Source organism: Clostridium zeae (genome assembly GCF_017312485.1).
Classification (GTDB): domain Bacteria; phylum Bacillota; class Clostridia; order Clostridiales; family Clostridiaceae; genus Clostridium_AR; species Clostridium_AR zeae.
In genome coordinates this window covers 80,912-104,748 of record NZ_BMBA01000006.1, presented here as the reverse complement: position 1 = coordinate 104,748, position 23,837 = coordinate 80,912, and the positions used below count along the sequence as shown (strand labels likewise).

At 34.3% G+C, this 23,837-nt stretch carries 24 protein-coding genes, 2 pseudogenes and 1 riboswitch; of the genes and pseudogenes, 22 read left to right on the top strand and 4 right to left on the bottom strand.

From position 1 onward, the window contains the following. Positions 1 to 124: 124 nt before the first annotated feature. Positions 125 to 1,189, bottom strand: a complete 1,065-nt coding sequence (locus tag J3477_RS20735; protein ID WP_206872015.1) for a hypothetical protein — start codon at positions 1,187 to 1,189, stop codon at positions 125 to 127. A gap of 16 nt (positions 1,190 to 1,205) precedes the next feature. Further along, entirely contained in the window at positions 1,206 to 2,030 is an 825-nt protein-coding gene (locus tag J3477_RS20730; protein ID WP_206872014.1) for an alpha/beta hydrolase, read from the bottom strand. 114 nt (positions 2,031 to 2,144) lie between these two features. Between J3477_RS20730 and J3477_RS20725 the strand changes: the two genes are divergently transcribed. From J3477_RS20725 to J3477_RS20650, 16 genes and pseudogenes are all read left to right on the top strand, one after another. After that, positions 2,145 to 2,813, top strand: coding sequence for a helix-turn-helix domain-containing protein (locus J3477_RS20725; RefSeq protein ID WP_206872013.1), 669 nt, complete (start codon positions 2,145 to 2,147; stop codon positions 2,811 to 2,813). Positions 2,814 to 3,103: 290 nt separating this feature from the next. Beyond that, complete coding sequence (locus J3477_RS20720) at positions 3,104 to 3,658, top strand: TetR/AcrR family transcriptional regulator (RefSeq protein WP_206872012.1); 555 nt, start codon at positions 3,104 to 3,106, stop codon at positions 3,656 to 3,658. A 138-nt stretch (positions 3,659 to 3,796) separates the two neighbouring features. Further along, positions 3,797 to 5,596, top strand: coding sequence for an oleate hydratase (locus tag J3477_RS20715; protein ID WP_206872009.1), 1,800 nt, complete (start codon positions 3,797 to 3,799; stop codon positions 5,594 to 5,596). Positions 5,597 to 6,003: 407 nt separating this feature from the next. Then, positions 6,004 to 6,327, top strand: a complete 324-nt coding sequence (locus J3477_RS20710; RefSeq protein WP_206872007.1) for a PadR family transcriptional regulator — start codon at positions 6,004 to 6,006, stop codon at positions 6,325 to 6,327. Then, positions 6,327 to 6,674, top strand: a complete 348-nt coding sequence (locus J3477_RS20705) for a DUF1048 domain-containing protein (RefSeq protein WP_206872004.1) — start codon at positions 6,327 to 6,329, stop codon at positions 6,672 to 6,674. The genes J3477_RS20710 and J3477_RS20705 overlap by 1 nt, the downstream gene beginning before the upstream one ends. A 9-nt stretch (positions 6,675 to 6,683) precedes the next feature. Then, a complete protein-coding gene (locus J3477_RS20700; protein ID WP_206872001.1) occupies positions 6,684 to 7,034 on the top strand; it encodes a DUF1048 domain-containing protein in 351 nt (116 codons plus the stop codon). Between the two features lie 13 nt (positions 7,035 to 7,047). Next, positions 7,048 to 7,236: a cysteine-rich KTR domain-containing protein gene (locus tag J3477_RS20695; protein ID WP_206872000.1), complete on the top strand. Its 189-nt coding sequence runs from the start codon at positions 7,048 to 7,050 to the stop codon at positions 7,234 to 7,236. Between the two features lie 245 nt (positions 7,237 to 7,481). Then, positions 7,482 to 8,243 (top strand): ABC transporter ATP-binding protein, encoded by a 762-nt coding sequence (locus tag J3477_RS20690; protein WP_206871998.1) that lies wholly within the window; start codon positions 7,482 to 7,484, stop codon positions 8,241 to 8,243. After that, entirely contained in the window at positions 8,244 to 9,008 is a 765-nt protein-coding gene (locus tag J3477_RS20685) for an ABC transporter permease (RefSeq protein ID WP_206871996.1), read from the top strand. A 44-nt stretch (positions 9,009 to 9,052) separates the two neighbouring features. Continuing rightward, positions 9,053 to 9,454, top strand: a complete 402-nt coding sequence (locus tag J3477_RS20680; protein WP_206871994.1) for a hypothetical protein — start codon at positions 9,053 to 9,055, stop codon at positions 9,452 to 9,454. Positions 9,455 to 9,619: 165 nt separating this feature from the next. Beyond that, positions 9,620 to 9,733, top strand: a riboswitch (FMN riboswitch). A 380-nt stretch (positions 9,734 to 10,113) separates the two neighbouring features. Further along, positions 10,114 to 10,554: pseudogene (gene ribD, locus J3477_RS20675) on the top strand (bifunctional diaminohydroxyphosphoribosylaminopyrimidine deaminase/5-amino-6-(5-phosphoribosylamino)uracil reductase RibD); the annotation flags it as partial. Between the two features lie 39 nt (positions 10,555 to 10,593). Beyond that, complete coding sequence (locus tag J3477_RS20670; protein WP_206871992.1) at positions 10,594 to 11,244, top strand: riboflavin synthase; 651 nt, start codon at positions 10,594 to 10,596, stop codon at positions 11,242 to 11,244. 24 nt (positions 11,245 to 11,268) lie between these two features. After that, positions 11,269 to 12,486, top strand: a complete 1,218-nt coding sequence (locus tag J3477_RS20665; protein WP_206871990.1) for a bifunctional 3,4-dihydroxy-2-butanone-4-phosphate synthase/GTP cyclohydrolase II — start codon at positions 11,269 to 11,271, stop codon at positions 12,484 to 12,486. Between the two features lie 66 nt (positions 12,487 to 12,552). Further along, on the top strand, positions 12,553 to 13,014 hold the full coding sequence (gene ribH / locus J3477_RS20660; RefSeq protein WP_206871988.1) for a 6,7-dimethyl-8-ribityllumazine synthase: 462 nt from the start codon (positions 12,553 to 12,555) through the stop codon (positions 13,012 to 13,014). A 374-nt stretch (positions 13,015 to 13,388) separates the two neighbouring features. Further along, positions 13,389 to 13,940, top strand: coding sequence for a VanZ family protein (locus J3477_RS20655; protein ID WP_206871985.1), 552 nt, complete (start codon positions 13,389 to 13,391; stop codon positions 13,938 to 13,940). A gap of 642 nt (positions 13,941 to 14,582) precedes the next feature. Then, positions 14,583 to 15,515, top strand: a complete 933-nt coding sequence (locus tag J3477_RS20650; RefSeq protein WP_206871983.1) for an oxidoreductase — start codon at positions 14,583 to 14,585, stop codon at positions 15,513 to 15,515. A gap of 56 nt (positions 15,516 to 15,571) precedes the next feature. Here J3477_RS20650 and J3477_RS20645 read toward each other — a convergent pair whose 3' ends face one another. After that, a complete protein-coding gene (locus J3477_RS20645; protein WP_206871981.1) occupies positions 15,572 to 15,967 on the bottom strand; it encodes a MerR family transcriptional regulator in 396 nt (131 codons plus the stop codon). A 426-nt stretch (positions 15,968 to 16,393) separates the two neighbouring features. Here J3477_RS20645 and J3477_RS20640 point away from each other — a divergent pair, with 426 nt between their 5' ends. The 6 genes from J3477_RS20640 (at position 16,394) to J3477_RS20615 (ending at position 23,664) form a co-directional block, all read left to right on the top strand. Beyond that, positions 16,394 to 17,212, top strand: a complete 819-nt coding sequence (locus J3477_RS20640) for a phage replisome organizer N-terminal domain-containing protein (protein WP_206871979.1) — start codon at positions 16,394 to 16,396, stop codon at positions 17,210 to 17,212. 782 nt (positions 17,213 to 17,994) lie between these two features. Then, a complete protein-coding gene (gene abc-f, locus J3477_RS20635) occupies positions 17,995 to 19,923 on the top strand; it encodes a ribosomal protection-like ABC-F family protein (protein WP_206871977.1) in 1,929 nt (642 codons plus the stop codon). Between the two features lie 227 nt (positions 19,924 to 20,150). Next, positions 20,151 to 20,831 carry a response regulator transcription factor gene (locus J3477_RS20630; RefSeq protein ID WP_206871975.1) on the top strand — a complete coding sequence of 227 codons (681 nt, stop codon included), beginning with the start codon at positions 20,151 to 20,153 and terminating at the stop codon, positions 20,829 to 20,831. A gap of 195 nt (positions 20,832 to 21,026) precedes the next feature. Then, positions 21,027 to 21,950, top strand: coding sequence for an ABC transporter ATP-binding protein (locus tag J3477_RS20625; protein ID WP_206871972.1), 924 nt, complete (start codon positions 21,027 to 21,029; stop codon positions 21,948 to 21,950). Beyond that, positions 21,943 to 22,740 (top strand): ABC transporter permease, encoded by a 798-nt coding sequence (locus J3477_RS20620; RefSeq protein WP_206871970.1) that lies wholly within the window; start codon positions 21,943 to 21,945, stop codon positions 22,738 to 22,740. Before J3477_RS20625 ends, J3477_RS20620 begins: the two co-directional genes overlap by 8 nt. Positions 22,741 to 22,743: 3 nt before the next feature. Further along, complete coding sequence (locus J3477_RS20615; protein ID WP_308483213.1) at positions 22,744 to 23,664, top strand: sensor histidine kinase; 921 nt, start codon at positions 22,744 to 22,746, stop codon at positions 23,662 to 23,664. Here J3477_RS20615 and J3477_RS26430 read toward each other — a convergent pair. After that, positions 23,626 to 23,730: pseudogene (locus J3477_RS26430) on the bottom strand (hypothetical protein); the annotation flags it as partial. The gene J3477_RS20615 and the pseudogene J3477_RS26430 overlap by 39 nt on opposite strands. Positions 23,731 to 23,837 lie beyond the last annotated feature (107 nt).

The following is a 23,837-nucleotide window of genomic DNA, read 5'->3' as shown; positions in this document are numbered from 1 at the left end:
TCAAAAGAATATACTTGGCTATAGTTATGTAAGGGGGTTCTGCAGCAGGAGTACTGGAACCCCAAAAAATTTGTTCGTTAGTTGCCATGTAATCGCTGTAGTATCTCATAACACCTTATGGTGTTTACTCCATCGAATACCTTTTCCTCAAATCTACATATCCTTCAATTTCCTTCCAATAATCATCCTCATTTTTAGGAATAGGAGTCCAATCCTTGTCCGGCCAATTGTTTTGGACCTCTTCGAAGCTTTTACCCTCTAAGTATGAATAATTTACTGTGCAACCCTGCTGTTCTTTTATTGGTTTTGTAAAGATGTAGCCGTCAGACATTTCCTTGAGGGTGAAGTTTTTATGGAGGATGGAGTTGTAGCTGTCATCTGGGATATCGCCCATTACCGTGTTCAGCAAATCAAAGCCAACGGGTTTATTGCCTAAGCTCTCCATAACAGTTTCAATAGTTTTTATTCCGCTTGTGGTATCAGGAAGCAGTGTGTTTATGTTCATTGCAGGTTGATGCAGTATAATGTTAAATATTCTTGAACCGAATTTTTCATATAATCTGTTGCCCAGCCATCCGCCTTGGAGAATGAAGAACTGGTCTGCATTACCCTCAAAGATTGGATTTTTGAATTTGGTGAAGGCATGTGGGGTCCCAGTTAATATAAGGAGTTTTTCACCCTTGGATAAAATTTCTCTTTCAACAAGATTTGCTCTGAAGGCCTCGATATTTCCCTTGTGAAATATCTTTTTGAAGTTTATGGGAGTTCTCATACCCGAAAAACCTTCCCAGTTATAAATATAGCTAAGGTTCAAAATTCTGAACTTCTTTGCATCCTTTGGCAGGGACCTGTTAAATTTCCAAGCAGCTTTATATATGTCGGTGTATTCATTATAAGCCCATTTAACGTTGTAGTTAAACATCAGTCGTCTTTCTTCCATCTCGTCATAGTCCTCACCGGTAATAAGCCTGTCTAAGTCTGCCTGGTCTTCGCTGGCGCCAAATTCCATTCCAAAGTTGTATATGCCCGCTTGATATAATAGGGGAATAAGGTTAATGCACAGGTCCAGGTTGCTTTTTACAGCATGGTCTTCCCCTAATAATATAACCTCATGTTCCACAAATTTGCTTATGATATACTGTTCTGGAGTTAAGGAATTTTCTTTTAAATATTGAATATACTTTTTCATTTCAACACCCCCAAATTTATATAGTAAAGAGCCAATTCATCATATCTGGAAATCTTTTACACCAACAGGCTTCATTGTGAATGTCCCCTTCGGCAATTTCATATTTTACATCCTTAGAGTTAAAGCCAACGTCCTTTAAGGTCAAATAAACATTGCTGTTACAACTCAAATATACTTGTGGAAAATATGGGTTATTAGGATTGCTTGTTTCGTCTGTACCAACATCCATATATATTCTCATGGTTTCTCTTTTACCTTCACTGATAATAAAGTTTTTAACTTCTTCTTCTGCAAAATACATAGCAGAGGAAAAGGCAGCTATTTTTGAAAATACATCCTGATACTTTATTCCTGCACACATAGATATAAGCCCGCCCATGGAGCTTCCACAGATCGCAGTGTTCTCTCTATCCTTCAAGGTTTTATAGGTAGTATCAATAAATGGCTTCAAGGTGTTTACTATAAAATCAATATATTTAAAACCTTCTCCGCCAAGCATTCCGGAAGCCTTCGCATGGGGAAGGTATTCACCTCCAACCTCACTGTACCAAGGACAATACTCCGAATATCTGTAATTGCAACCGTTATCAATTCCAACCACGATATAAGCCTTCTCAGGATTCTCATTGTATAGTTTATCTAAGGTTACAGCTGTATCCCAAATGGTTCCAAAAGACGAGGTGGCTACAGTGAAAAGGTTCTGAGCATCATGCATGTATATTACCGGGTAGTGCCTGCCTGATTCATTGTAATGAGGCGGTAAATAAATTCTTATGGTTCTGTATCTATCCAGTTCCGGCATATAAAAATTTTCTATAACATGAATTGTTCCCTTTTTCATTTTCCTTCCTCCATTCATAATCTCATAATATAATTATAGAACTATATTGGAAGTGAAAATGGTATATAATTATACTAAATTGTACTATATTAATGTAAATTTAGGAGAATGAATATGATAGAAGGCTTTATATCAGACTACTTTATCTTTGTACCTGAATTTGATGCACTATTGGATATAAATAATATAAGTGAAATTAACCGGATTATAGAGAATAAGCATAAGTATGAGCTGGAGGTTGAAAAGAATATTGAAGATAAAAGGATTGATTTGTTTATATGGCAGGGGGTATTGGTGCGAAAAATTTCCCAAGCTAAAAATATGGTTATGAACACTATAATGCATGAAACCTACAATAAATTTTATCAGAGGATAAAGTCCTGCAGAAACTTAAAGGAGCTGCAGCACTTGGAAAATGAAATATTCTCAGTGTACTCGGACTTTGTTATCTACTATTCTGAGGTTACTGATAATTATACTTTGAACAGAATTTTAAAGCATATCCACATGAATATTGAAAGCTATATTTCTCTACAGGACATCAGTGAAGATTTAAACTTATCTAAACCTTACATAAGTTTAGTGTTCAAGAAGCACATGGGCTTAACGGTGATGGATTATATAATGAACTTAAAGATTAACAGAGCAAAAACTTTTTTGACCACAACCACCCAAAGTATCATGGAAATCTCTCAAATCCTTGGCTTTCATGATTCCAGTCATTTTGGTAAGACTTTTAAGAAGATTACTGGAGTGACGGCAAGGGAGTATAGGAAGAGATAGAGTAATGCTGCGGGCTATTTTTTTATCAACTCTGAGAATTCTATTAACTAAAAAACGTATCGTATAAAATATATATGCGTATCAGTATAATCTTACTGTCACCGATCACGTTGAAACCTGTGTGAAGATTGAGAAGCTGAAATTATCCATTTGCAGTTTTTAGAGGCGTTTCTATCCACCAACTTATTTACCGCTTACTATTCAATACTCTCCGGTTGATTTTATAGAACTGTATATAAGCTTAGTGTATAATACCTTGTATACATCAACGTTTAAGGGAGGTTATTTCTTTGCATCATGAGACGAAAGCCATACTTGCAAATGCTTTAATAGCTATGTTACAAAAAAGGTCCATTGATAAAATAACTGTAAAGGATCTTGTTGAGGAATGTGGACTGACACGACAGACTTTCTATAACCATTTTTATGATATATATGATCTTGTTGAATGGATTTATTTACAAACTACTGAAAAGTCACTTGCAGAAAATAAGGATTATGATACTTGGCAGCAGGGTTTTTACCAGTTGCTGATTTCCATTCGCAATAATAAAGTTCTAGTTCAAAATACTTATCAATCTACTAACCGGGATTCCTTAGAAAGATATATGCATACTGTAATTTATGATCAGGTTCTTGCAGTAGTGGAACGGCAAGCCATTGGAATGTCTGTTGATCAGAAACATAAAAATTTTATTGCACATTTTTACAGTCTAGCTTTCATAGCACTCATTTGTGAGTGGATAAAGGATGGGATGAAAGAAAAACCGGAAGATATAGTAGAGCAAACTGCTGTATTAATAAAAGGTGATTTTGAAAAAGCATTGAATAAATACGCAAAGTAATCATAATTTACAGATAAGGGGAAATGTAAATACTTTTTACACTTCAATTTGGTTGTAAATTGTTTTAGCTATCCTAATGATTTATATTATATGCAAGACAATGTTTTACAAATAAATATAAAGAGAGGATAGAGTATTATGAATATTTACAAAACTATGTACCAACCTCACAAACCAACAGGAATTGACGGACGTAAAGCCTATATAGTCGGCGGAGGTATTGCTGGACTTGCCACAGCAGTGTTTTTGATTGACGATGCTAAGATGCCTGGACAGAACATCACCATTTATGAAAAGAAACAGGTCATGGGTGGTTCCATGGACGGAATCAAAAACGAATTCGGATATCTTTGCCGTGGTGAGCGTGAACTCGAGCCATATATGGAGTGCCTCTGGTATATGTGCAGTAAAATACCTTCTCTTGAAAATGAAGGACGTACCGTGCTTGACGATGTCGTAGACTTCAACAGGGATGAACCTATCCATTCCGAGGCGCGTTTGTGGGTGAATCAGGGCGAGATATACAGCCGTGTACATGATTATAAGCTTGATCCCAAGTATGTTGCAGCTATGAACAGGATCTTTGCTTCAACGGAAGAAGAACTGGCCAATCTCACAATCGAGGACTTCTTTGACGAACCTTTCTTTAAAACCAGTTTCTGGACTTGCTTCCACAGCCAGCTGGCTTTTAAGCGCTACCACAGTGTTATTGAGTGCAGACGCTATTGGCAGAGGTTTACATTCGTTAACCGCCATGAATATCTGGATGGCTTTATCCATACGAAATACAACGAGTATGATGCTATTATCCTCCCAATAGAAAGATGGCTTATTGATAGGGGGGTAAACTTTGTTTTCGGCAGTTCAGTATATGATTTAGATATGGGTGACAATTGCAATACAGTTCATGGTATCCGTATGTACCAGAATGGCGTGGAGAAGACCGTCCGTGTCGGCGTGGAAGATTTAGTGTTTGTAACGAACGGCTCAATAAGTGAAAACAGCTGCTTTGGTGATAATAAGACGGTTGCTCCTACAAACCGCGACACAAAAGACATGGGCACCTTTACTATCTGGCAGAACCTCGCCAAAAAGGATGAAAAATTTGGTCATCCGGAAAAATTCCTAAGTGACATTGATAAGACAAAATGGGTTTCTTTCTTCCCAACCGTCAAGGGATATCCTGAGTTTTTTGAAAGAATAGAAAAAATGACCGGAAGCAAAGCTGGAACCGGAGGCATGATGACATTCAAAGATTCCAATTGGGATATATCCTTTGAAATACATCACAAGCCTTTCTTCCCACTTCAGGCTGACGACGAAGAGGTTGGCTGGGGTTATGGCCTGTATGGCGAGAACGTCGGCAATTATATTAAAAAGCCTATGTGCGATTGCACAGGTGACGAGATAATGGCCGAGCTTCTCTATCATCTGGGAATGCTTGATATTAAGGACGAGGTACTGGCTCATACTTATATGTCTACCACTATGATGCCTTACTGCACAAGCCAGTTTATGCCACGTAAGGTAGAAGACCGTCCAAAAAATGTTCCTGATGGATGTACCAATTTAGCCTTCCTCGGTCAGTTTGTCGAGGTCGATGATGATGTTGTATTCACAGTTGAGACCTCCGTCCGTACCGGACTAGAGGGAGTTTATAAACTTCTTGGTTTGGACAAGGATATAATTGAGGTTAATCCTTCCCGTTTCGATGTTCGTTACATGATCGAGCGTATGAAGAAGTTTAATGGGATAAAGGGTCCTGTTAAGGAAGAAGATCTGCCTAATATCGATCCAGCGATGATGGGACAATTCAAGAAAAAACTTGTGAACAAGATCAATAGCATTCCGCCGTATTATCAGATGTACCTTGGACGTGACAAAACCGTGCCGTTGAAAGATTCTGTTCTTCACCCTAATGCACCGCAGAGTAAATAAGGGGAAATTCAGATGTATAATACAATTTAATTTGTCGAAAGATTTTTTGAAGAGCTTGTTCTGTTGTTTTAATTATCATCCCGAATAAAGTAACTTTATAAATTTTACGTAAAAATCGATTAAAGGGCTTTCTTTTAGAAAAGAATGAAAATTCAATTCTGAAAGGAAGTCTTTTTATCCTGCTGGTAAAGATGTACCACTTCAAACCGAAATCTATTTTTAAAACTCTCACGGGTTCTGGTGAGAGAATTTTAGAGTATAAATTTTATTACGAAATGGTGCATCCATAAAAATGAACGTAAAAAACGAATACAGTATATTGACACTACCACTACTACGTGATACTATATAGTGGTAGTAAGTAATACTTAATACAAGTGATACTAGATAGTGAAGAGGTGATGCATTTGGAGAATATTACAGAAATGCTTAAAGGTGTACTAGAAGGCTGTGTTCTTGAGATAATCAGTCATGAGGAGATATATGGTTACGAGATTACTAAGAGGCTTAATGCACTGGGGTTTTCGGATGTTGTAGATGGCACAGTCTATACGATATTGGTGAGGCTGGAGAAAAACAAGCTGGTGGAAACTACGAAAAAACCATCTGATATGGGACCTCCTAGAAAGTTTTTTACGTTAAATGATGCGGGACGTGAGGAATTGAAGAAGTTTTGGGGAAAGTGGGAATTTGTATCATCTAGAATCAATGAGTTGAAGGAGAGGAAATAATGAATTTTTGGGAAAAGATTACGGGAAGCGATATGACTAAAGAATTTAAAAATTTTGAAGCACGAGCGAAAAAGCTACCGGCGGATTATCAAGAGGCATGGGAAAAAATTAAGGCTAATCTTTGGCAACACTCAGATTTTACTGGTCGCAATCTCATGCCAATTCTTGATGGTGTGCTTGGTCTACTGGAAGAAACAGCTGCGGATGGGCAGAGTATTCAGGAGGTTTTGGGTGACGATATCAAAGGATTCTGTTTAGCACTGGTTGGAGAAGAAGGTGCAAAGTCTTATCGTGACAAGTGGCGCAAGCAACTCAATGATAATATAGCTAAAAAGTTAGGTAAATAGGAGGATAACATGAGAATACAAGATATCATCGAAGGTAAAAAAGAGTGGAAAGCACATGTGGCCCGTGTGAAGGCACTACCTAAAGATTATCAGATTGTTTATAAAGAGATTCAAAAATATCTCTTTAAGGTAGGACCTGTTGAGTTAACTGATGGGATAGGATTACTCTCTGGGATTATTGATCTTTTTCAAGAAGGTGCGTCTTTGGGGAAAGGTGTGCTAGAAGTAACAGGCAATGACGTAGCGAATTTCTGCGATGAGCTAATCAAAGATTCAAAAACTTACGCTGACATCTATCAAGAATCTGTTGACCAAAAAGTTAGCAAGGCTATGAAAAAGGCTACAGATAAAACAAAGTAAGGGGATGGCATTAATGTGTGAATACCAGTGGATATTATGCCCGGTATGTGGCAACAAAACAAGGGTCAAGATAGGTGATGATACAGTTCTTGAAAACTTTCCGCTGTTTTGTCCCAAGTGTAAACAGGAAACAATAATCAATGTAAAAAAGCTTAAAGTATCAGTCGTTAAAGAGCCAGACGCTAAGACGCAGAGCCGATAACATGTGAGTGAAATCACAGTTATCGGCTCTTTTTTACTGCCTAGGAAAATATAAAGCTTTTTGATATTTAAACCTAGCAATATCAAGAGGTTGGAACGGCTATTTAGGGTAAACAGTAAAAAATAAAATTATGTCGCCTGTAAGATTCTTCACATACGTTCAGAAAAGGCAGATGCACAAAAAAACTCACTGAAGAAGGTCGCTTCAGCGACTTTTTTACTGTAATTATAAAGGAGGAAAAGAAGATGAAAAAAAACATCATAGAAATTAAAGGTTTAAAAAAATCTTACAAGGATTTAGAAGTACTTAAAGGGGTAGAGTTTGAAGTAGAGCAGGGCAGTATATTTGCATTACTAGGCTCCAATGGAGCAGGAAAAACAACGGTGATTAGAATTATGGCTACTTTACTTAAAGCAGATGCTGGAAGTGTTGTAATCAATGGTTTTAACATTGAAAAAAATCCAGGAAACATTAGAGGCTCTATCAGTCTTACTGGTCAGTTTGCGGCTATTGATGAAATTTTGACTGGACGTGAAAATCTTCAAATGATAGCAAAACTTAGGCACCTTAAGAATCCAAAACAAGTAGCAGATGAGTTAATTAATCGATTTGGTATGTCAGAAGCCGCAGACCGCAGAGTGGGTACTTACTCTGGAGGTATGAAAAGAAGAATTGATATAGCAATGAGTCTTGTGGGAAATCCAAAGATTATTTTTCTAGATGAACCAACAACAGGTCTTGATCCAGAAGCACGTTTAGAAGTATGGAAGATTGTAAAAGAGTTATCGGCTAGAGGAACTACAGTATTCTTAACAACTCAATATTTAGAGGAAGCAGAACAACTTGCAGATAAAATAGCTATTCTCCATGGGGGGAAAATAATTGCTGTAGATACATTAGAAGGATTGAAAAAACTGTTTCCGCCTGCAAAGGTTGAATATGTTGAGAAACAACCTACATTAGAAGAAATATTTCTAACAATCATTGGGAAAAAGGAGGAGAAATAAATGGAATCTACAAATAAGTATTTTTTAAAAGATATAAGTGTTATGTTTGGACGTTCTATGCGTCATATTTTTAGAAGTATGGACACAATTATTACAGTATGTATTACGCCAATTGCCATGATGTTATTATTCGTCTATGTATTTGGCGGTGCAATTAAAACTGGCACAGAAAATTATGTTGATTATCTATTGCCAGGCATAATGTTGATGACTATTGGCAGTGGGATTGCATATGTAGCTTACCGTTTGTTTATAGATAAACAACATGGTATCTTTGAGCGTTTTCACTCTATGCCTATCGCTAGGTCTACAGTATTATGGGGACATGTATTAACCTCGTTAATATCTAATGGAATTTCAGTAGTAGTGGTTATACTTGTTGCATTATTAATTGGGTTCCGTTCTTCAGCAGGAATCTTAGAATGGTTCGCGGTATTTGGAATTCTTGGGATCTTTACACTTGCTTTAACTTGGATTGCTGTAATTGCAGGACTTGCTGCAAAAACACCAGATGGTGCAGGAGCATTCGCTTACCCAATCATTTTCTTACCATTTATCAGTTCTGCATTTGTACCAACAGATACTATGCCTTCAGCAGTACGTGCCTTTGCAGAAAATCAACCTGTAACGCCTATAGTAGAAGCAATTCGTAATCTATTAGGAAACCAACCAGTAGGAAATGGTATATGGGTTGCTTTAGCCTGGTGTATAGCAATAATAGTTGTTGCTTATATTTTTGCAATGAGGAGTTATAAAAAAATGTAAACTATGTTTATATTAAGTACAGTTACTCACTACTTGTTGAAGTAATGAGTACAGGAGATTTATCATTAGATAGCTTAATTAAAAGGCAAAGTCTTATTGAAAAGTTATGGGAAGAAGTAGATTTATATATTACTAAAAAGAATTATCCAAATTTTAATCTTAGAGTTATGCAAAAATACTTTTATGATTTACTTAAATTATTACTTGAAAGTGATTTTGTAACAGTCGATGAATGGAATAAAAAAGCAAGTTTATCTTTGTTAGCAGAAGAACCTTTTTTTAGTTTTGTAACAGTTATAAATGGAAAAATACTTATTGATAAAGAAAAAGCTTTTTCAATAAAACCAGAGGATTTATATTACTGGCATTATGAAATATTAGAAAAAGTATTATCAGAAATATATTACGATGCCAAAGATTGTTCCAAGTTCAAAGAGTGTAATTAAGGCGCCGGTTAGCTGCAAGTGTGTAGCACTAGAGGATTTGAAGGAATGGAGATAAAAGTCTTGGGAAATGATGAGTTTATAATGGATTATATTAATTAAGTATGAAAAGAATAGCTCTATTGACATATTTATTTCATTGTGATAAAGTTAGGCTGTAAAAATTAAATATATCTTCAGGGCAGGGTGTAATTCCCTACCGGCGGTATAGCCCGCGAACCGTAAGGTTGATTCGGTGAAACTCCGAGGCCGACAGTAAAGTCTGGATGGAAGAAGATGAGTAGTATACTCTTGATGCATAAGTCTATGCTTTTTTAACGTAGAATTTTGTAATTAAGATATTTTGTGGATTGCTAGCGCCCTGAGAATTATTTCTCAGGGCTTTTTTATTCTTTAGGAATTTATAACTCAAGTATATCTATGGGTAAATATGAGTAATGACTTAAAACATAATGCAATTTAAAGAATAAAAAAAAGAATATGTCACCTGCCAAGGTTTCATCATATTCATTAGGAAAGGCAGATGCACAAAAAGATAAAGCTTATTCACATGATAGTTCTTCCATATATAAATTTGTAAATGCAGATGCATTTAAAAGGTCGTTGAAGAAAGTTACTTCAGCGGCCTTTTTTATTTTTTAATAACTGATTGGAGTGATTGTATGGATATTAGGTATATGCAAAGAGCGCTTGAACTAGCAAAGAAAGGATCAGGATACACAAATCCTAACCCGATGGTAGGCGCAATCATAGTTAAAGACGGCAGAGTAATCGGTGAAGGATATCATGAGGTTTATGGAAGTCATCATGCGGAGATTAATGCATTTTTAAATGCTACAGAAGATGTTAAAGGTGCAACTATGTATGTTACTCTTGAACCTTGCTCTCACTATGGTAAGACCCCACCTTGTGCCAAGGCAATAGTAGAAAAGGGGATAAAGAAAGTAATTATAGGGATGGAAGACCCTAATCCATTAGTAGCTGGAAAAGGAATAAAGATTCTCAAAGATGCTGGTATAGAAGTAGTCACTGGAATTCTTGAAGAGGAAGGAAGAAAACTAAATGAAGTATTTATTAAATATATGACCACAAAGCTACCCTTCTGATAGAGGGGGATATTGAAAAGGAGGTTTAGTTTTTTTATGTTCACTGGATTGGTAGAAGAGATAGGTAGAGTTGAGTCAGTAGTTAAATCCGCTAAATCAGCAAGGATTGTTATTAAGGCTAAAACCGTTCTAGAGGAAGTGAAGTTAGGTGACAGCATCTGCACCAATGGTGTATGTCTTACTGTAACCTCCTTTGACAGTTCTAGATTTACTATAGATACAATGGCAGAGACCATGAGACGCAGTAATCTAGGAAAGCTTTCACCTGGTGATGAAGTAAATCTTGAGAGGGCTTTAAGTATAGGAGATAGACTGGGTGGACACATTGTAAGCGGACACATTGACGGAATTGGAACTATAGAAAATTATGAGAGGGAAGATAATGCGGTCTGGGTTACAGTTGGTGCTTCCTCAGAAATTTTAAGATATATTGTCCAAAAAGGATCTATTGCAATCGATGGCGTAAGTCTTACTGTAGCATATGTAGATGATTCAGTATTTAAAGTGTCTATTATTCCACACACTAAAGACATGACTACATTGTTTCGTAAGAAAATTGGGGATGAGGTAAACCTTGAGTGTGACATGATAGGAAAATATGTTGAGAAGTTCCTTGGTGCTAAAGAGCAGGCACCAGTTAAAAAAGGCATAGATTTTAATTTTTTAAGTGAAAATGGATTCGCATAAAGATCAAAGGAGGATGGAAAAATAATGAAGTTTAATTCAATTGAGGAAGCTATTGAAGATATCAAAGCAGGAAAGATGATTGTTGTAGTTGATAGTGAGGACAGAGAAAATGAAGGAGATCTTATTATAGCAGCAGAAAAGGCAACACCAGAAGCTATAAACTTTATGGCGAGGTTTGGTAGAGGACTTATTTGCATGCCGGTTACTGGAGAAAGATTAAGGGAACTGAACATTCTTCCTATGGTGGAGAAAAATACAGATTCACATGAAACAGCTTTCACAGTATCAATAGATGCTGTTGAAACATCTACTGGAATATCTGCTTATGAAAGAGCTGCCACAGTACTGAAAGCTATAGATCCGAATTCATCAGAAAAGGATTTTAAGAGGCCTGGGCATATGTTTCCATTAGAAGCTAAAGATGGCGGAGTATTAAAAAGAGCTGGACATACAGAGGCAGCTGTAGATTTAGCAAGAATGGCGGGCTTTTGTCCAGCAGGAGTTATATGCGAAATAATGAATGAAGACGGAACTATGGCTAGACTTCCGCAGCTTATGGAATATGTGAAAGAACATGATCTTAAGATAATTACAATTGCTGATCTAATCAATTATAGAAGAAAAAATGATGCATGTGTAAAGCGAGTAACAGAGGCAAAGATGCCTACAAAATATGGTGAATTTAAAATGGTAGGCTACGAAAATACTTTAAATGGGGAACATCATGTAGCTTTAGTAAAAGGTGATATTTCAGGCGAGGAGCCAGTTCTTATAAGAGTTCACTCTGAATGCCTTACTGGCGATGCCTTTGGATCCTTAAGATGCGATTGTGGAGAACAGTTTGCGGTAGCTATGAAAGAAATAGAAAAAGAAGGCCGTGGAGTACTTCTTTACATGAGACAAGAAGGAAGAGGTATAGGACTTATAAATAAGATCAAGGCCTATGCATTACAAGATCTAGGGATGGATACTGTAGAGGCAAATCTTGCGTTGGGATTTCCAGCGGATTTAAGAGATTATGGTATTGCAGCACAGATTCTTTCAGACCTTGAGGTGAAAAAGGTAAAACTTATGACAAATAACCCAAAGAAAGTTTCAGGTCTTATAGGGCATAGGATAGAAATCGTGGGTAGAGTACCAATACAAATGAATCACAACGAAAAAAATGAGTATTATTTAAAAACTAAAAAGAAAAAACTTGGACATATATTGGATTTCGATGAAAACAATGAAGGTAAATAATAAATTTATATAAAAATTAATAGCTTATAAATTTAATAATAAGATTAAAAAATGGAGGAATTTAAAATGAAAATATATGAAGGAAAGTTAGTTGCAGAAGGATTAAAGTTTGGTATTATAGTAGGCAGATTTAATGAATTTATCGGAGGAAAACTTTTAGGAGGTGCTTTTGATGCCTTAAAGCGCCATGGTGTAGAAGAAAATGAAATTGAAGTAGCATGGGTTCCAGGAGCATTTGAGATTCCACTTGCAGCAAAGAAAATGGCTAAATCAAATAAGTATGATGCAGTTATCTGTCTCGGTGCTGTAATAAGAGGGGCAACTCCTCACTTTGACTATGTAGCAGGAGAAGTAACAAAGGGGATTGCAAGTGTATCCTTAGAAACAGAAGTTCCAGTTATATTTGGTGTAGTAACTACTGATACAATTGAACAAGCTATAGAAAGAGCAGGAACGAAGGCGGGAAATAAGGGATATGATGCAGCAGTTACAGCAATTGAAATGGCAAATCTACTTAAGCAGTTTTAGGATGCAAAAGTACTTTTTCATTTCATCCTCCTTTGTAAGCAAGGATATCATCCGACAAATAAAGTAAAAATATTGTTACAATGATTAGTAATTCAAGTGGATTTTTTCTTTACGCTGTGGCTACGGTCTAAAATGGTGAAGGATATGCTGCTTCCGGATTATGCGAGTAGTGCAAACAACGAAATTGTTAAGCTGAATAACGATTTATTGAAGTTTTTAGATCAAAAAGATATCACACCTTAAGAAACCTTAAGAAATTCGTAAGGGAAAATTCAAGTATAACCTGTCTGATTGAGGTAAAATTAAATTACCCAATTGGACAGGTTTTTGTATTGCATAAAAGCACCAGTAATGAAATTAAAAATGGAGGAATTATGAAGACGCTAGAAAGAATTAAAACAGTATTCTTATATGGGATTTTCATTAGTTACATATTTTTATTAGTTAAAATATTACTCTTATCAAGATTTTCGCTATTAGAAGTGTTTAGTAGTCAAAGGACTGTATCTAGGTCTATAAATCTCATTCCTTTTAATAGCATAATGGAATATATATCTGGCAGCACTGATAATTTAAGAAGGTTTGCTTTTGGCAATGTGGCTGGAAATATAGCTATTTTTATTCCTCTCGGCATATATTTGCCGTTATTAAAAAAAGATAAAAGGATATTAAAAAATCTTTCATATATATTCATAGCGAGTTTATTGGTTGAAATTATTCAGGGGCTTTTAGGCATAGGGGTATCAGATGTTGATGATATAATTCTAAACTCTTTCGGTGGATTGATTGGTGTTTTAGGATATAAGCTTTTATTGCTTCTATTACGAGATGAAAAAAAGGTAAGTACTGTAATCACAATACTATCTGGTATCATAGGATTGCCGATTATATTGTATTTATTATTCATGGTAAGAATGAAATTCTAAGTGTTTTTATTTACACAGTTATAGTTTTTTATTTTATAAAGGAGCATCTGGTTTTCCAACTAACCAGTGAAAAATATGAAAATTAATGAATAGATAGATTAATTCTCTACTACATATTAAGTCATCCTCGTCTTAAGGGGGATTATTCTCTTGTAAGCAATCAATATGCTTAGATATAACTCTAAGCGATTGATTGCCTATTTTTATCTTTTACAGGAAGTAATTGTTTTTTATCAGACAGTTTCCTTGAACTTAACCATTATTATAAGCAACGCTATAAGAATTATAAAAAGCAATTCTCAACTAATATACCGTTTAAATTATTTTTAACTCATCTGCATCAAAATCAGCAAAATACACACTTGTAGCGTTGTTTTCATGACAAGGAGAATAATAAATTCGATGCTGTATAAGCTGATTATAAAAACTCAAAAATTATTAATGTTCCTAATTGGATTTGTGGAATATATAAACAAAACGTGCTTAAAATTCAATTAAAAAATATAGTTGACATTGATATAACTCTAAGTGTTACCATTTATATAAAGTACAACAAAGGAACTTTTTAAGCGCTTTACAGTACATACACATCATAGGATGTAGATAATTTAAATAATTATAAAATGATGAGGAGTTGTTATTATGGCAGAAGGAATGAAAAGTAATTGGACTGCAGCTGATATACCATCACAAAAAGGTCGTAGGGTAGTTATTACAGGAACTGGTGGAATTGGATATGAAACAGCATTAGAGCTGACTAGAGCAGGAGCAGAAGTTATAATGGCTGGTAGAAACAAGGACAAAGGGGTAGAAGCAATCAGAAAGATTAAAGCCTTAAATCCAAAAGGGAATATACGCTTTGAAAAACTTGATCTTGCAGATCTCTCTTCTATAGAAGCCTTTGGGAAAAGGATGAGAGCAGAACTTAAAAGCTTAGATATTCTGGTAAACAATGCTGCTGTGATGAACCCACCTCAGCGTAAGGTTACAAAGGATGGCTTTGAACTTCAAATGGGTACAAATTATCTTGCACATTTTGCATTAACAGCACAGTTACTACCTCTTTTAAAGAAAGGTAATAAACCGAGGGTAATTACTTTGGGCAGTGTTGCTAACCGTAAAGGCGTGATAGATTTCGATAATCTTCAATCAGAACAAAGTTACGTACCAATGGTAGCATATTCGCAAACAAAGCTTGCATGCATAATGTTTGCCTTTGAGCTTCAACGTAGAAGTGATGCAGCTGGATGGGGGATTACAAGTATTGCAGTACATCCTGGTATTTCAAGAACTGAATTGATTCCAAATGGATCAGGAAAGAACAGTGCTGCAGGAATAGTCCGTCGCTTATTTGGACCAATATTATTTCAACCAGCAGCACATGGGGCTTGGCCGTCACTTTATGCAGCAACAGCTATTGAGGCAAAAGGAGGAAGTTATTATGGACCATCTAAAATGAACGAAGTGAGAGGATATCCTAACTTTGCTAAAGTACCTCCACAAGCAGAAGATACACAGGTTGCCAAGAAGCTTTGGGAAGTATCTGAAAAACTGACAAATGTAAAGTTTGTTTAAAATGAAAGAAAGGCACTCTACGTTATAATTCGTTAACTGCCTTGCTTTTTACATTGCTATTTTACTTCTTGTTCTGAAAATATCTTAGAAAAAGATGAACCGTCATCTGAATCATAAAGAGCAATTTTTAAATCGATGATATTCAAGTTTTTCTTTAGATTATCTATTTGATTCAAGACCTCTTTTCGATGGTCAATCATAATTTGTTTTCTTTGTGAATTAGTTTGAGGCCCTTGCATGACTAAATCAATATAATTTTTAATATCCTTAATCTGCATTCCGGTGTTTTTTAAACAGCAAATAAGTTTAATAACATTTAAATCTGAATCGCTAAACTGTCTACTTCCAGAACTATTCCTTGAGACAAAAGGTAGGAGCCCTTCCTTGTCATAGAACCTAATTGTATGAGGTGAAATATTACAAATATCAGCCACTTCATTTATTGTATACATTGATTTATTCTCCTTAAAGTGATTTTGTATATTTTCAAAAAGTACTTTGAGTTAGATTGAACTCTAAGTGTTGATTTTAGTATAAAATTAACTAAAGAAACTTACAAGCACTTGTTATCAAGAAAATAATATGAAAATGTATTTTAAGATTCCTAATAATAAAAAAAGAAGAAGATATCGTCTGCCTAGTTTTTCTCATATACATTCAAAAAGGCAGATATGCAAAAAGAATCACTTAAAAAGTCGCTTCAGCGATTTTTTTATCGATTTAATAAATAATTCATAAATATTTCCTTAATCTCACTCGCTAAGGCATATATATTGGTTAGAAGATATCTTTAAAAATAAGCGCTGTTAAAGAATACTTTGATTTCAAAACAGTGCTTTAACATAACCTAAAAATAGAATAATGAGGAGAATGAGATTATGAGAGAAAGAAAATATGTAAAATTCAGAGTTGATATGTATGAGGATACTAAGTTTAAAATAATAGACATGAAGCCAGAAAGAGATGTAATCCATTATATATGGAACAGACTGGTTTTGCTTGCAGGAAAGGTTAATTTAGAAGGTGATTTGTTTCTTTCAAAAAATATTGCATATACAATAGAGACTTTAGCAATAGAATTTAATAGAGATGCTTCCCAAATCAAGCTTGCACTAGAAGTGTTTATTGAATTAGAGATGATTGAATTAACTGAAGATAAGGTATATAATGTGAGAAATTTTGCCAAGCATCAAAATATTAAGGTGAAGAAAAAAGAAGCAGTCAAGAGTGAAGAGAGTGAAGTTAAAAATGCTGTTATTAAGCTTAATGAGGATATTAATAATCAATCAAAAGATGCTAAACATGATGATTTTGATGGTCAGATAGAAAAAAATAAAACTAATATAGATAAAGTTATGGAGAATGAAAGTATAATCATTGATAATAACGCAGACCATGGCAAAAATATAAATGGAGAAACCTTAGAACCTAAAAATAAATATATTATTTTGATGGATGAGGGCAAAGAAGACAAGGAAGATGGCGGCAAATTACTAGAATATAGCTCTAAAAAATTGGAAAGCAAAAAGAGTGTACGTGGGAATAAAAAGAAGAAAAAAAGTAAATCCAGAGATGACAGTATTGATGAAATAGTTAGCTATTATGAAATTGAGGATGAAGCAGAGGATGGTTTTATTGACGAAATAAGGCCTTTAAGAAAAGGTGAAACAACTATTGCTGAGTGGTCGTTTGGATGATTTATAGGGCCTAACTCAACTATTAAGTTATATATGTTAGAAAATCTCTAAAAGCTACAATTTTAATATCAATAAGAAGCATATAATGAAATGTATTTACACAAATTTCAAAATATGATATTATAAAGAAAAACCGCATGGAAGGGGAAAGTAAGTTATGATACCAGCTAATTGCTAAGATTAATTTGATTAAAAATTAATAGTTATTTTGTAACGAGTTTTAATTTGCCTAATTATCGTTAGGTCTTGTTGTTATACTCTTTATGGAATAAGGCATTTGGAAGGTAACTTACTTTGCTGAAATAGATATTGTAATTTATTTGTTTAATATTTCAACAACGTTTTGAGATATTTACATAAACTTCTTTAGGAAGTTTATGATTAGAGATTTAAGCTTAATAAGATAATGATTGAGATAATACTGATCTAATATGAATTTTATTTTGCTTATCATGTGTATTGATTTATGGTTATAGCTGTTTTTATAGTGTAAGTTTTGGGCTTATATCTTGAAAAACTATCATAGCTGCGAATTGCATATGAGTCTAATCTAGATAAATTATAATTAAGAGCAAATTTCGGGCTGTAAGAGGAATAATCTTCTTACAGTCCTTTTTAGCATTAATTAATATATAGTTTTTATTATTTCAATAATTTTTTTAATAATGGCTTTAGCTAAAAAGAGATATTGAAAATATAACTATATTATAAGGGTTAGTTTTTTCATATATGCCTGTTCGTAAAATGAGTAATCTAGATTATAGATGAAAGAAGGAATATTTATGTTTGAATTATCGTTAAATGGTGTAAAAAAATATATGGAAGCTACTCAAGTCACTGAAAATATAACTTTTCAAGTTTATTCAGGAGAAAAGGTTGGTATAGTAGGAGCGAATGGAAGTGGAAAGAGTACTATCTTAAAGTTAATAGCGGGTATAGAACCAATGAACTATTACCCTGGTTATCCTCAAACTTCAAGTTATGGATATGATGAAGGTTTTATCAATTTACCAAGAGAAGCTACTGTTGCATATCTTGAACAAATCCCTCGATATGATATGGGGTTAAGGGTTATTGATGTGTTGAACTTAGCTTTTCAAGAAATTCATGATATAGAGGGGAAAATGCGTAAGCTAGAGGATGAGATGAAAGTTCTCAGTGACGATGAGCTTGAAAGAGCGCTAAAGAAATATAGTGCTTTAGTACAGCAGTTTGAAGTAAAAGGTGGATATGATATAGAAGAAAAATTAGGTAAGGTATGTACAGGTCTAAAATTTAATGACAGCTTTTTAAATAAAGACTTTAGTTTGTTGAGTGGTGGAGAGAAAACTACTGTTGTACTAGGAAAGCTTTTAATCGACAATCCGGATATATTACTTTTAGATGAGCCTACAAACCATTTAGATATGGATTCCATTGAATGGCTTGAAGTTTACCTTAATGGATATAAAGGAATTGTAATAATTGTTTCTCATGATAGATATTTTTTAGATAATGTAGTGAATAAAATTGTTGAGATAGAGGACATGGAATCTATAACTTATAAAGGTAATTATTTTTCTTATGTTAATCAGAAAGAAGAGAATATGAGGATACAATTTGAGCAGTTCAGAGAACAGCAAAAACAGATAAATGCTATGGAAAAGCAAGTGAAGGATTTGAGAGACTGGGCCATGAGGGCTGATAATAACAAATTCTTTAGAAGAGCTGAAAGTATACAAAAAAGACTGGATAAGCTAGATAAAATTGATAAGCCAGTGTTTGATAAGCAGAATATGAAGCTAAGCTTTAAGGCTACTGGAAGATCAGGAAATGAAACTATAAAGGCTGAAAAGTTATATAAACGTTATGAAGATAAGAGGATTTTTAGTAATGCAGAGTTATTGATTAATTATGGTGAAAGAGTAGCCCTTATAGGACCAAATGGGTGTGGAAAAACTACTTTCCTAAAGCTGCTGCTTGGAGAAGAGTTAGCTGATTCTGGTAAGGTGGAACTGGGGGCTAGTGTGATGGCAGCCTACCTACCTCAAAATATTGTTTTTGAAAATGAAGAGTTGACAATACTTGAATGCTTTAGGGATGATATCTATATACTTGAGGGAAAAGCAAGAGAGTATCTATCTAAGTTTATGTTCTATGGTAATAGTGTTTTTAAAAAAGTTAAACATTTATCTGGTGGAGAAAAGATAAGATTAAAGCTTGCTAAATTACTTTTTGAAGATATAAATCTTCTAATACTAGATGAACCTACAAATCATCTTGATATTGATTCTATAGAAACCTTTGAAGAGGCTTTGGAGGATTTTAAAGGAACTATATTCTTTATATCTCATGATAGATATTTTATAAATAAGATTGGAGAAAGAGTAATTTCCGTTGAGAATAATGGATTTAAGAGCTATCTAGGAAATTATGATTATTATAAAACCGAAAGGGAAAAGTTAAAGCAGCTAATAGTTAAAGAAACCTTTGTGAAAACCGAAAAAACTAAAAAAGTGAGAACTGTGGATGAAAGTAAGAAGAGAGAAGCAAAAAAAGAAAAGGTCACGATAAAACTCGAAAGGATTGAAAAAGAAATAGCTGAGCTTGACTTGGAGATGAGTACCTCACAATTGCATTATGATGAGCTTAATAAGCTTTATTGTAGGAAAGAGGAGCTTACTAAAGAGCTTGATGAGCTTATGGAAGTTTGGCTAAATTTTGAAGGCTAACTTAAAATAAGAATATTTTATTACGAAGTGGTACATCCATATAGATAATCAAGGTGTTTTTTTGTTTAGGATAATAGCTTTCTAAATTATAGGGTATGTATGATCTTATAGTAGACGATACATGCCCATATATCTATGTAAAAAAGTGAAGTAAACGATAAGGCTTATGGTATAATATGGTTAATGATTAAAAAGATAAGTTAATTACAAAGATAGGAGAAAGCTTGATGGGTTCTATTCTTGTTATTGAGGATAATAAAGATGTAAATCATATGTTGGGTGAAGCCCTAATAGATGAAGGTTATGAGGTACAAACGGCTTATACTGGTATAGAAGGGCTTAATAAAGTTAAAAATTCTAACTTTGACTTAATACTGCTTGATATTATGTTACCTTACAAAAGTGGAGATGAAATACTAAAAGAAATACGAAAGTTTTCTGACGTTCCTGTTATAGTTATTTCTGCAAAAGATATAATTGGTACAAAAATAGATTTTTTGAGGATGGGAGCAGATGATTATATCACAAAGCCTTTTGATTTAGGGGAGGTAGTGGCAAGAGTTGAATCTAATTTAAGGCGTTATCAGAAGCATATAAAAGAAACTAGAGTATTTAGCTACAAGGGGATATTACTTGATGATAGTGCAAAGCGTGTTTGCGTAAATGGTATTGAAATTGAGCTTACGGCAAAAGAATATAGGATATTGGAAATGCTCATAAAGCATCAAGGTAAGGTTTTTACAAAAGCAAATTTATATGAGTCAATTTGGCAGGAAGAATATCTAGGTGATGATAATGCGGTGAAAACTCACATTAGTAACCTGCGCAATAAGCTTCATAAAGCAGATAGCGATGAGAAGTATATTGAAACGGTATGGGGACTAGGGTATCGATTGTATAAAGAATAAATTATCACTTTCTTTATAATTTAATGAGGCTTCTTAACCTTTTCTAAACCTTTGAGCCTTAGACTTGAAGATATAGGGTTCCTAACTTAAATACTAATTTATGCATGCCCCAAAATCTCCAGAAGTGGAGATTTTCGAACAAGTATAGATTAAGTTTCAACACAGGAATCCTTTAGAAAGGACGTGAGAATAGAGATGAAAAAATTTGTTTTAAAAACAAATAATCTGACAAAAGAATATAATGGCGTTAAGGCCTTACAAGACGTATCGTTAACTTTAGAAGCAGGAAAGATATATGGATTAATCGGACAAAATGGTGCAGGAAAATCTACTCTTATGAGGCTTATTACAGGACTAGCATTTTCAACTAAAGGAAGTATTGAGCTTTTTGGGCATACGGGAGAGATGGCTTTGCAAAAGGAAAGAAAAAGGATTGGAAGCATGATAGAATATCCAAGTCTTTCTGAAAGTATGACAGCAAAAGATAACCTAAGGCTTCATAGAATTATGAGAGGCATTCCTAACAAAGAAGTAGAAGATGAGCTGTTAGCGTTGGTGGGACTAAGTGATACGGGTAAAAAGAAAGCTAAGGACTTTTCTCTTGGTATGAAGCAACGTTTAGGAATTGCTATTGCGCTTCTAGGAGGTCCAGAGCTACTTATCCTGGATGAACCAATAAATGGACTTGATCCGCTTGGTATTGTTGAAATACGAAATTTGATAAAAAATCTGTGTGAAGATAGGCAGATGACTATATTGATTTCAAGTCATAATCTTCCGGAGTTATATCAGACAGCAACAGATTATATTATTATACATCAAGGTGAGATTAAACAGACCTTAACCCTTGCACAACTTGAAGAATGCTGTAGGCATTATCTTCTTATAAGTGCCTTAGAGTCAGAAAAGCTAGTAAGTGTTTTAGAGATGAAACTAAATACTGAGAATTATAAAGTAATGCCTGACAAATCTGTTAAGCTTTATGATTATATAGATCAAAAGGAACAGGTTGCAAGAGCTCTCTTTGAAAATGGAATGATAATTACAAACTTTTCAAGTGGAGGAGATACTCTTGAAGATTATTTTATCTCTATTGTTGGGGGGGACGGAAATGTATAATCTGATCATTGCTGATTTATTTAAAATACGTAAATCCAAGGCAATAAAATTTCTATTTGGTATAACAACAGTGAGTGCAGTTGCCATGGTTATGATGGCCTATTTAATACAGCAAGGCAAAATTGATAAAAGTATGAACGGAGTAGGGTTCTTATTCTCTGATGTAAATATGATGAGTATACTTGGAGCAACTATAGCAGCAATTTTTATTTGTGGAGATTTTGATAATAAAATAATACATGAAGCAATTGCAACTGGAAATAGTAGGCTTGCTGTATTGTTTGCAAAGATAATTGTTTTTTGTTGTTCCTTAGTAGCTATTTTATTTCCATATATTATTGCTGTACTTATTGCTATCAGTACAGGCTATAAATTTAGTATGGGATCAGTAGCAGTAGCTTTCTTGAACTTGCTAACAGTAGAGGCAGGTAAAAGTCTTTCTGAAGTAGTCGTATGGAAGCTCATTGCTGCTATAGTAACATTGATAATCGTATATTTGTCGCAACTAAGTATATGTATACCACTAGCACTTGTGATTAAGAAGCCTGTTTTAGTAGTTACTATCTATTATGGTTTTACGATCATGTTTGCGCAGCTTATGAGATTAAGTAGTAATTCTAGTATCTTCTATAATATTTTAGCCTGCACTCCATATGGAGGAAATTACTCTTTTGTTGTATCAAGTACAGCATATAGTGTTCTTTTTAAGGCTATTTGTGCCAGTGTTGGGTTTATGGTCGTGATGTTTACTATTGCATATATTGGGTTTAGAAAATCAGAAATTAAATAGGTGGTGAAAATATTGATAATTGCAGTTGTAGTATTAGGCATAGTAGTTCTATTATTAGTTTTATATATAGTATTTTTGCAACTGCAATTAAAAAATATTAACCAGCAGTTGATTAAGAGATTAGACGAAGATACACATCATAGTATTAGCCTAGAACTAATTAATAAAGAGCTAAATACATTGGTTTCTAATATTAACAGATGCCTTAAAGTTGATGAGACTCATCGCGTTGAATTGATTCGCAAGGAAAAACATTTTAAGGATATGATTGCTAATATATCACATGATTTGAGGACACCACTTACTGCTATTAAAGGTTATCAGCAGCTAATAGCTAGAGAGACGCTATCAAAAGAGCAGCTGCAGAAGCTTCAAATAGCACAAAAGCATTCGGATGAACTGGGGAGATTGATTGAAAACTTCTTTGAATATAGCTATCTTGTAAACACGGAACCAATTTTTAAAATGGAGAAGATAAATGTTACAAACCTGATGTCTGAGTGTCTTGTGGAGTCCATAAATCTTTTTGAAGAGAATAACTTGGAAGTTCAGTTTGATGAAAAGCATCCAATGTTTATTTTTGCAGATAAAGAAATGACTATAAGAATTATACGAAACTTGATTAAAAATTGTATTCAACATTCAGCTAGTAATATACAAGTGAAGATAAACAATGGAAAAACTGTGAGCATATCTTTTAAAAATCTTATAAATAATACTACAGAAATTGATGCGAAAAAACTTTTTGATCGATTTTATAGTGTAGATGAAGCAAGAGGTAAAAGTACAGGACTTGGACTAGCAATTGTAAAACTTCTAGCTGAACAGATGGGTGGGAGTGTAGAGGCATTTTTGCAAGATAAGATGCTTGAGATTCGTGTAAGCTTACCAGCATACATTGATTATTGCATATTTAGGATCTGAAGATTTTAATGTGCTGCTGAAGTCAAGAACATCATCGTAGCAGAAGCCATAAGCTCTGTTTTCGTATGAATGATCATGCCAGAAGCTTGCAAAGTAATTTGCAGGAGCAGCTTGATAGAAATAGCTTGATCAAATTATGGAAGTTTGGCTAAGCTTTGAAGATTAGTGTTACT

Excerpts from the sequence above, each read along its gene's own strand:
- J3477_RS20735 (WP_206872015.1), bottom strand. The coding sequence starts at position 1,189 with ATGAAAAAGTATATTCAATATTTAAAAGAAAATTCCTTAACTCCAGAA.
- J3477_RS20730 (WP_206872014.1), bottom strand. The coding sequence starts at position 2,030 with ATGAAAAAGGGAACAATTCATGTTATAGAAAATTTTTATATGCCGGAA.
- J3477_RS20725 (WP_206872013.1), top strand. The coding sequence starts at position 2,145 with ATGATAGAAGGCTTTATATCAGACTACTTTATCTTTGTACCTGAATTT.
- J3477_RS20715 (WP_206872009.1), top strand. The coding sequence starts at position 3,797 with ATGAATATTTACAAAACTATGTACCAACCTCACAAACCAACAGGAATT.
- J3477_RS20705 (WP_206872004.1), top strand. The coding sequence starts at position 6,327 with ATGAATTTTTGGGAAAAGATTACGGGAAGCGATATGACTAAAGAATTT.
- J3477_RS20700 (WP_206872001.1), top strand. The coding sequence starts at position 6,684 with ATGAGAATACAAGATATCATCGAAGGTAAAAAAGAGTGGAAAGCACAT.
- J3477_RS20695 (WP_206872000.1), top strand. The coding sequence starts at position 7,048 with ATGTGTGAATACCAGTGGATATTATGCCCGGTATGTGGCAACAAAACA.
- J3477_RS20690 (WP_206871998.1), top strand. The coding sequence starts at position 7,482 with ATGAAAAAAAACATCATAGAAATTAAAGGTTTAAAAAAATCTTACAAG.
- J3477_RS20685 (WP_206871996.1), top strand. The coding sequence starts at position 8,244 with ATGGAATCTACAAATAAGTATTTTTTAAAAGATATAAGTGTTATGTTT.
- J3477_RS20680 (WP_206871994.1), top strand. The coding sequence starts at position 9,053 with ATGAGTACAGGAGATTTATCATTAGATAGCTTAATTAAAAGGCAAAGT.
- J3477_RS20670 (WP_206871992.1), top strand. The coding sequence starts at position 10,594 with ATGTTCACTGGATTGGTAGAAGAGATAGGTAGAGTTGAGTCAGTAGTT.
- J3477_RS20665 (WP_206871990.1), top strand. The coding sequence starts at position 11,269 with ATGAAGTTTAATTCAATTGAGGAAGCTATTGAAGATATCAAAGCAGGA.
- ribH (WP_206871988.1), top strand. The coding sequence starts at position 12,553 with ATGAAAATATATGAAGGAAAGTTAGTTGCAGAAGGATTAAAGTTTGGT.
- J3477_RS20655 (WP_206871985.1), top strand. The coding sequence starts at position 13,389 with ATGAAGACGCTAGAAAGAATTAAAACAGTATTCTTATATGGGATTTTC.
- J3477_RS20650 (WP_206871983.1), top strand. The coding sequence starts at position 14,583 with ATGGCAGAAGGAATGAAAAGTAATTGGACTGCAGCTGATATACCATCA.
- J3477_RS20645 (WP_206871981.1), bottom strand. The coding sequence starts at position 15,967 with ATGTATACAATAAATGAAGTGGCTGATATTTGTAATATTTCACCTCAT.
- J3477_RS20640 (WP_206871979.1), top strand. The coding sequence starts at position 16,394 with ATGAGAGAAAGAAAATATGTAAAATTCAGAGTTGATATGTATGAGGAT.
- abc-f (WP_206871977.1), top strand. The coding sequence starts at position 17,995 with ATGTTTGAATTATCGTTAAATGGTGTAAAAAAATATATGGAAGCTACT.
- J3477_RS20630 (WP_206871975.1), top strand. The coding sequence starts at position 20,151 with ATGGGTTCTATTCTTGTTATTGAGGATAATAAAGATGTAAATCATATG.
- J3477_RS20625 (WP_206871972.1), top strand. The coding sequence starts at position 21,027 with ATGAAAAAATTTGTTTTAAAAACAAATAATCTGACAAAAGAATATAAT.
- J3477_RS20620 (WP_206871970.1), top strand. The coding sequence starts at position 21,943 with ATGTATAATCTGATCATTGCTGATTTATTTAAAATACGTAAATCCAAG.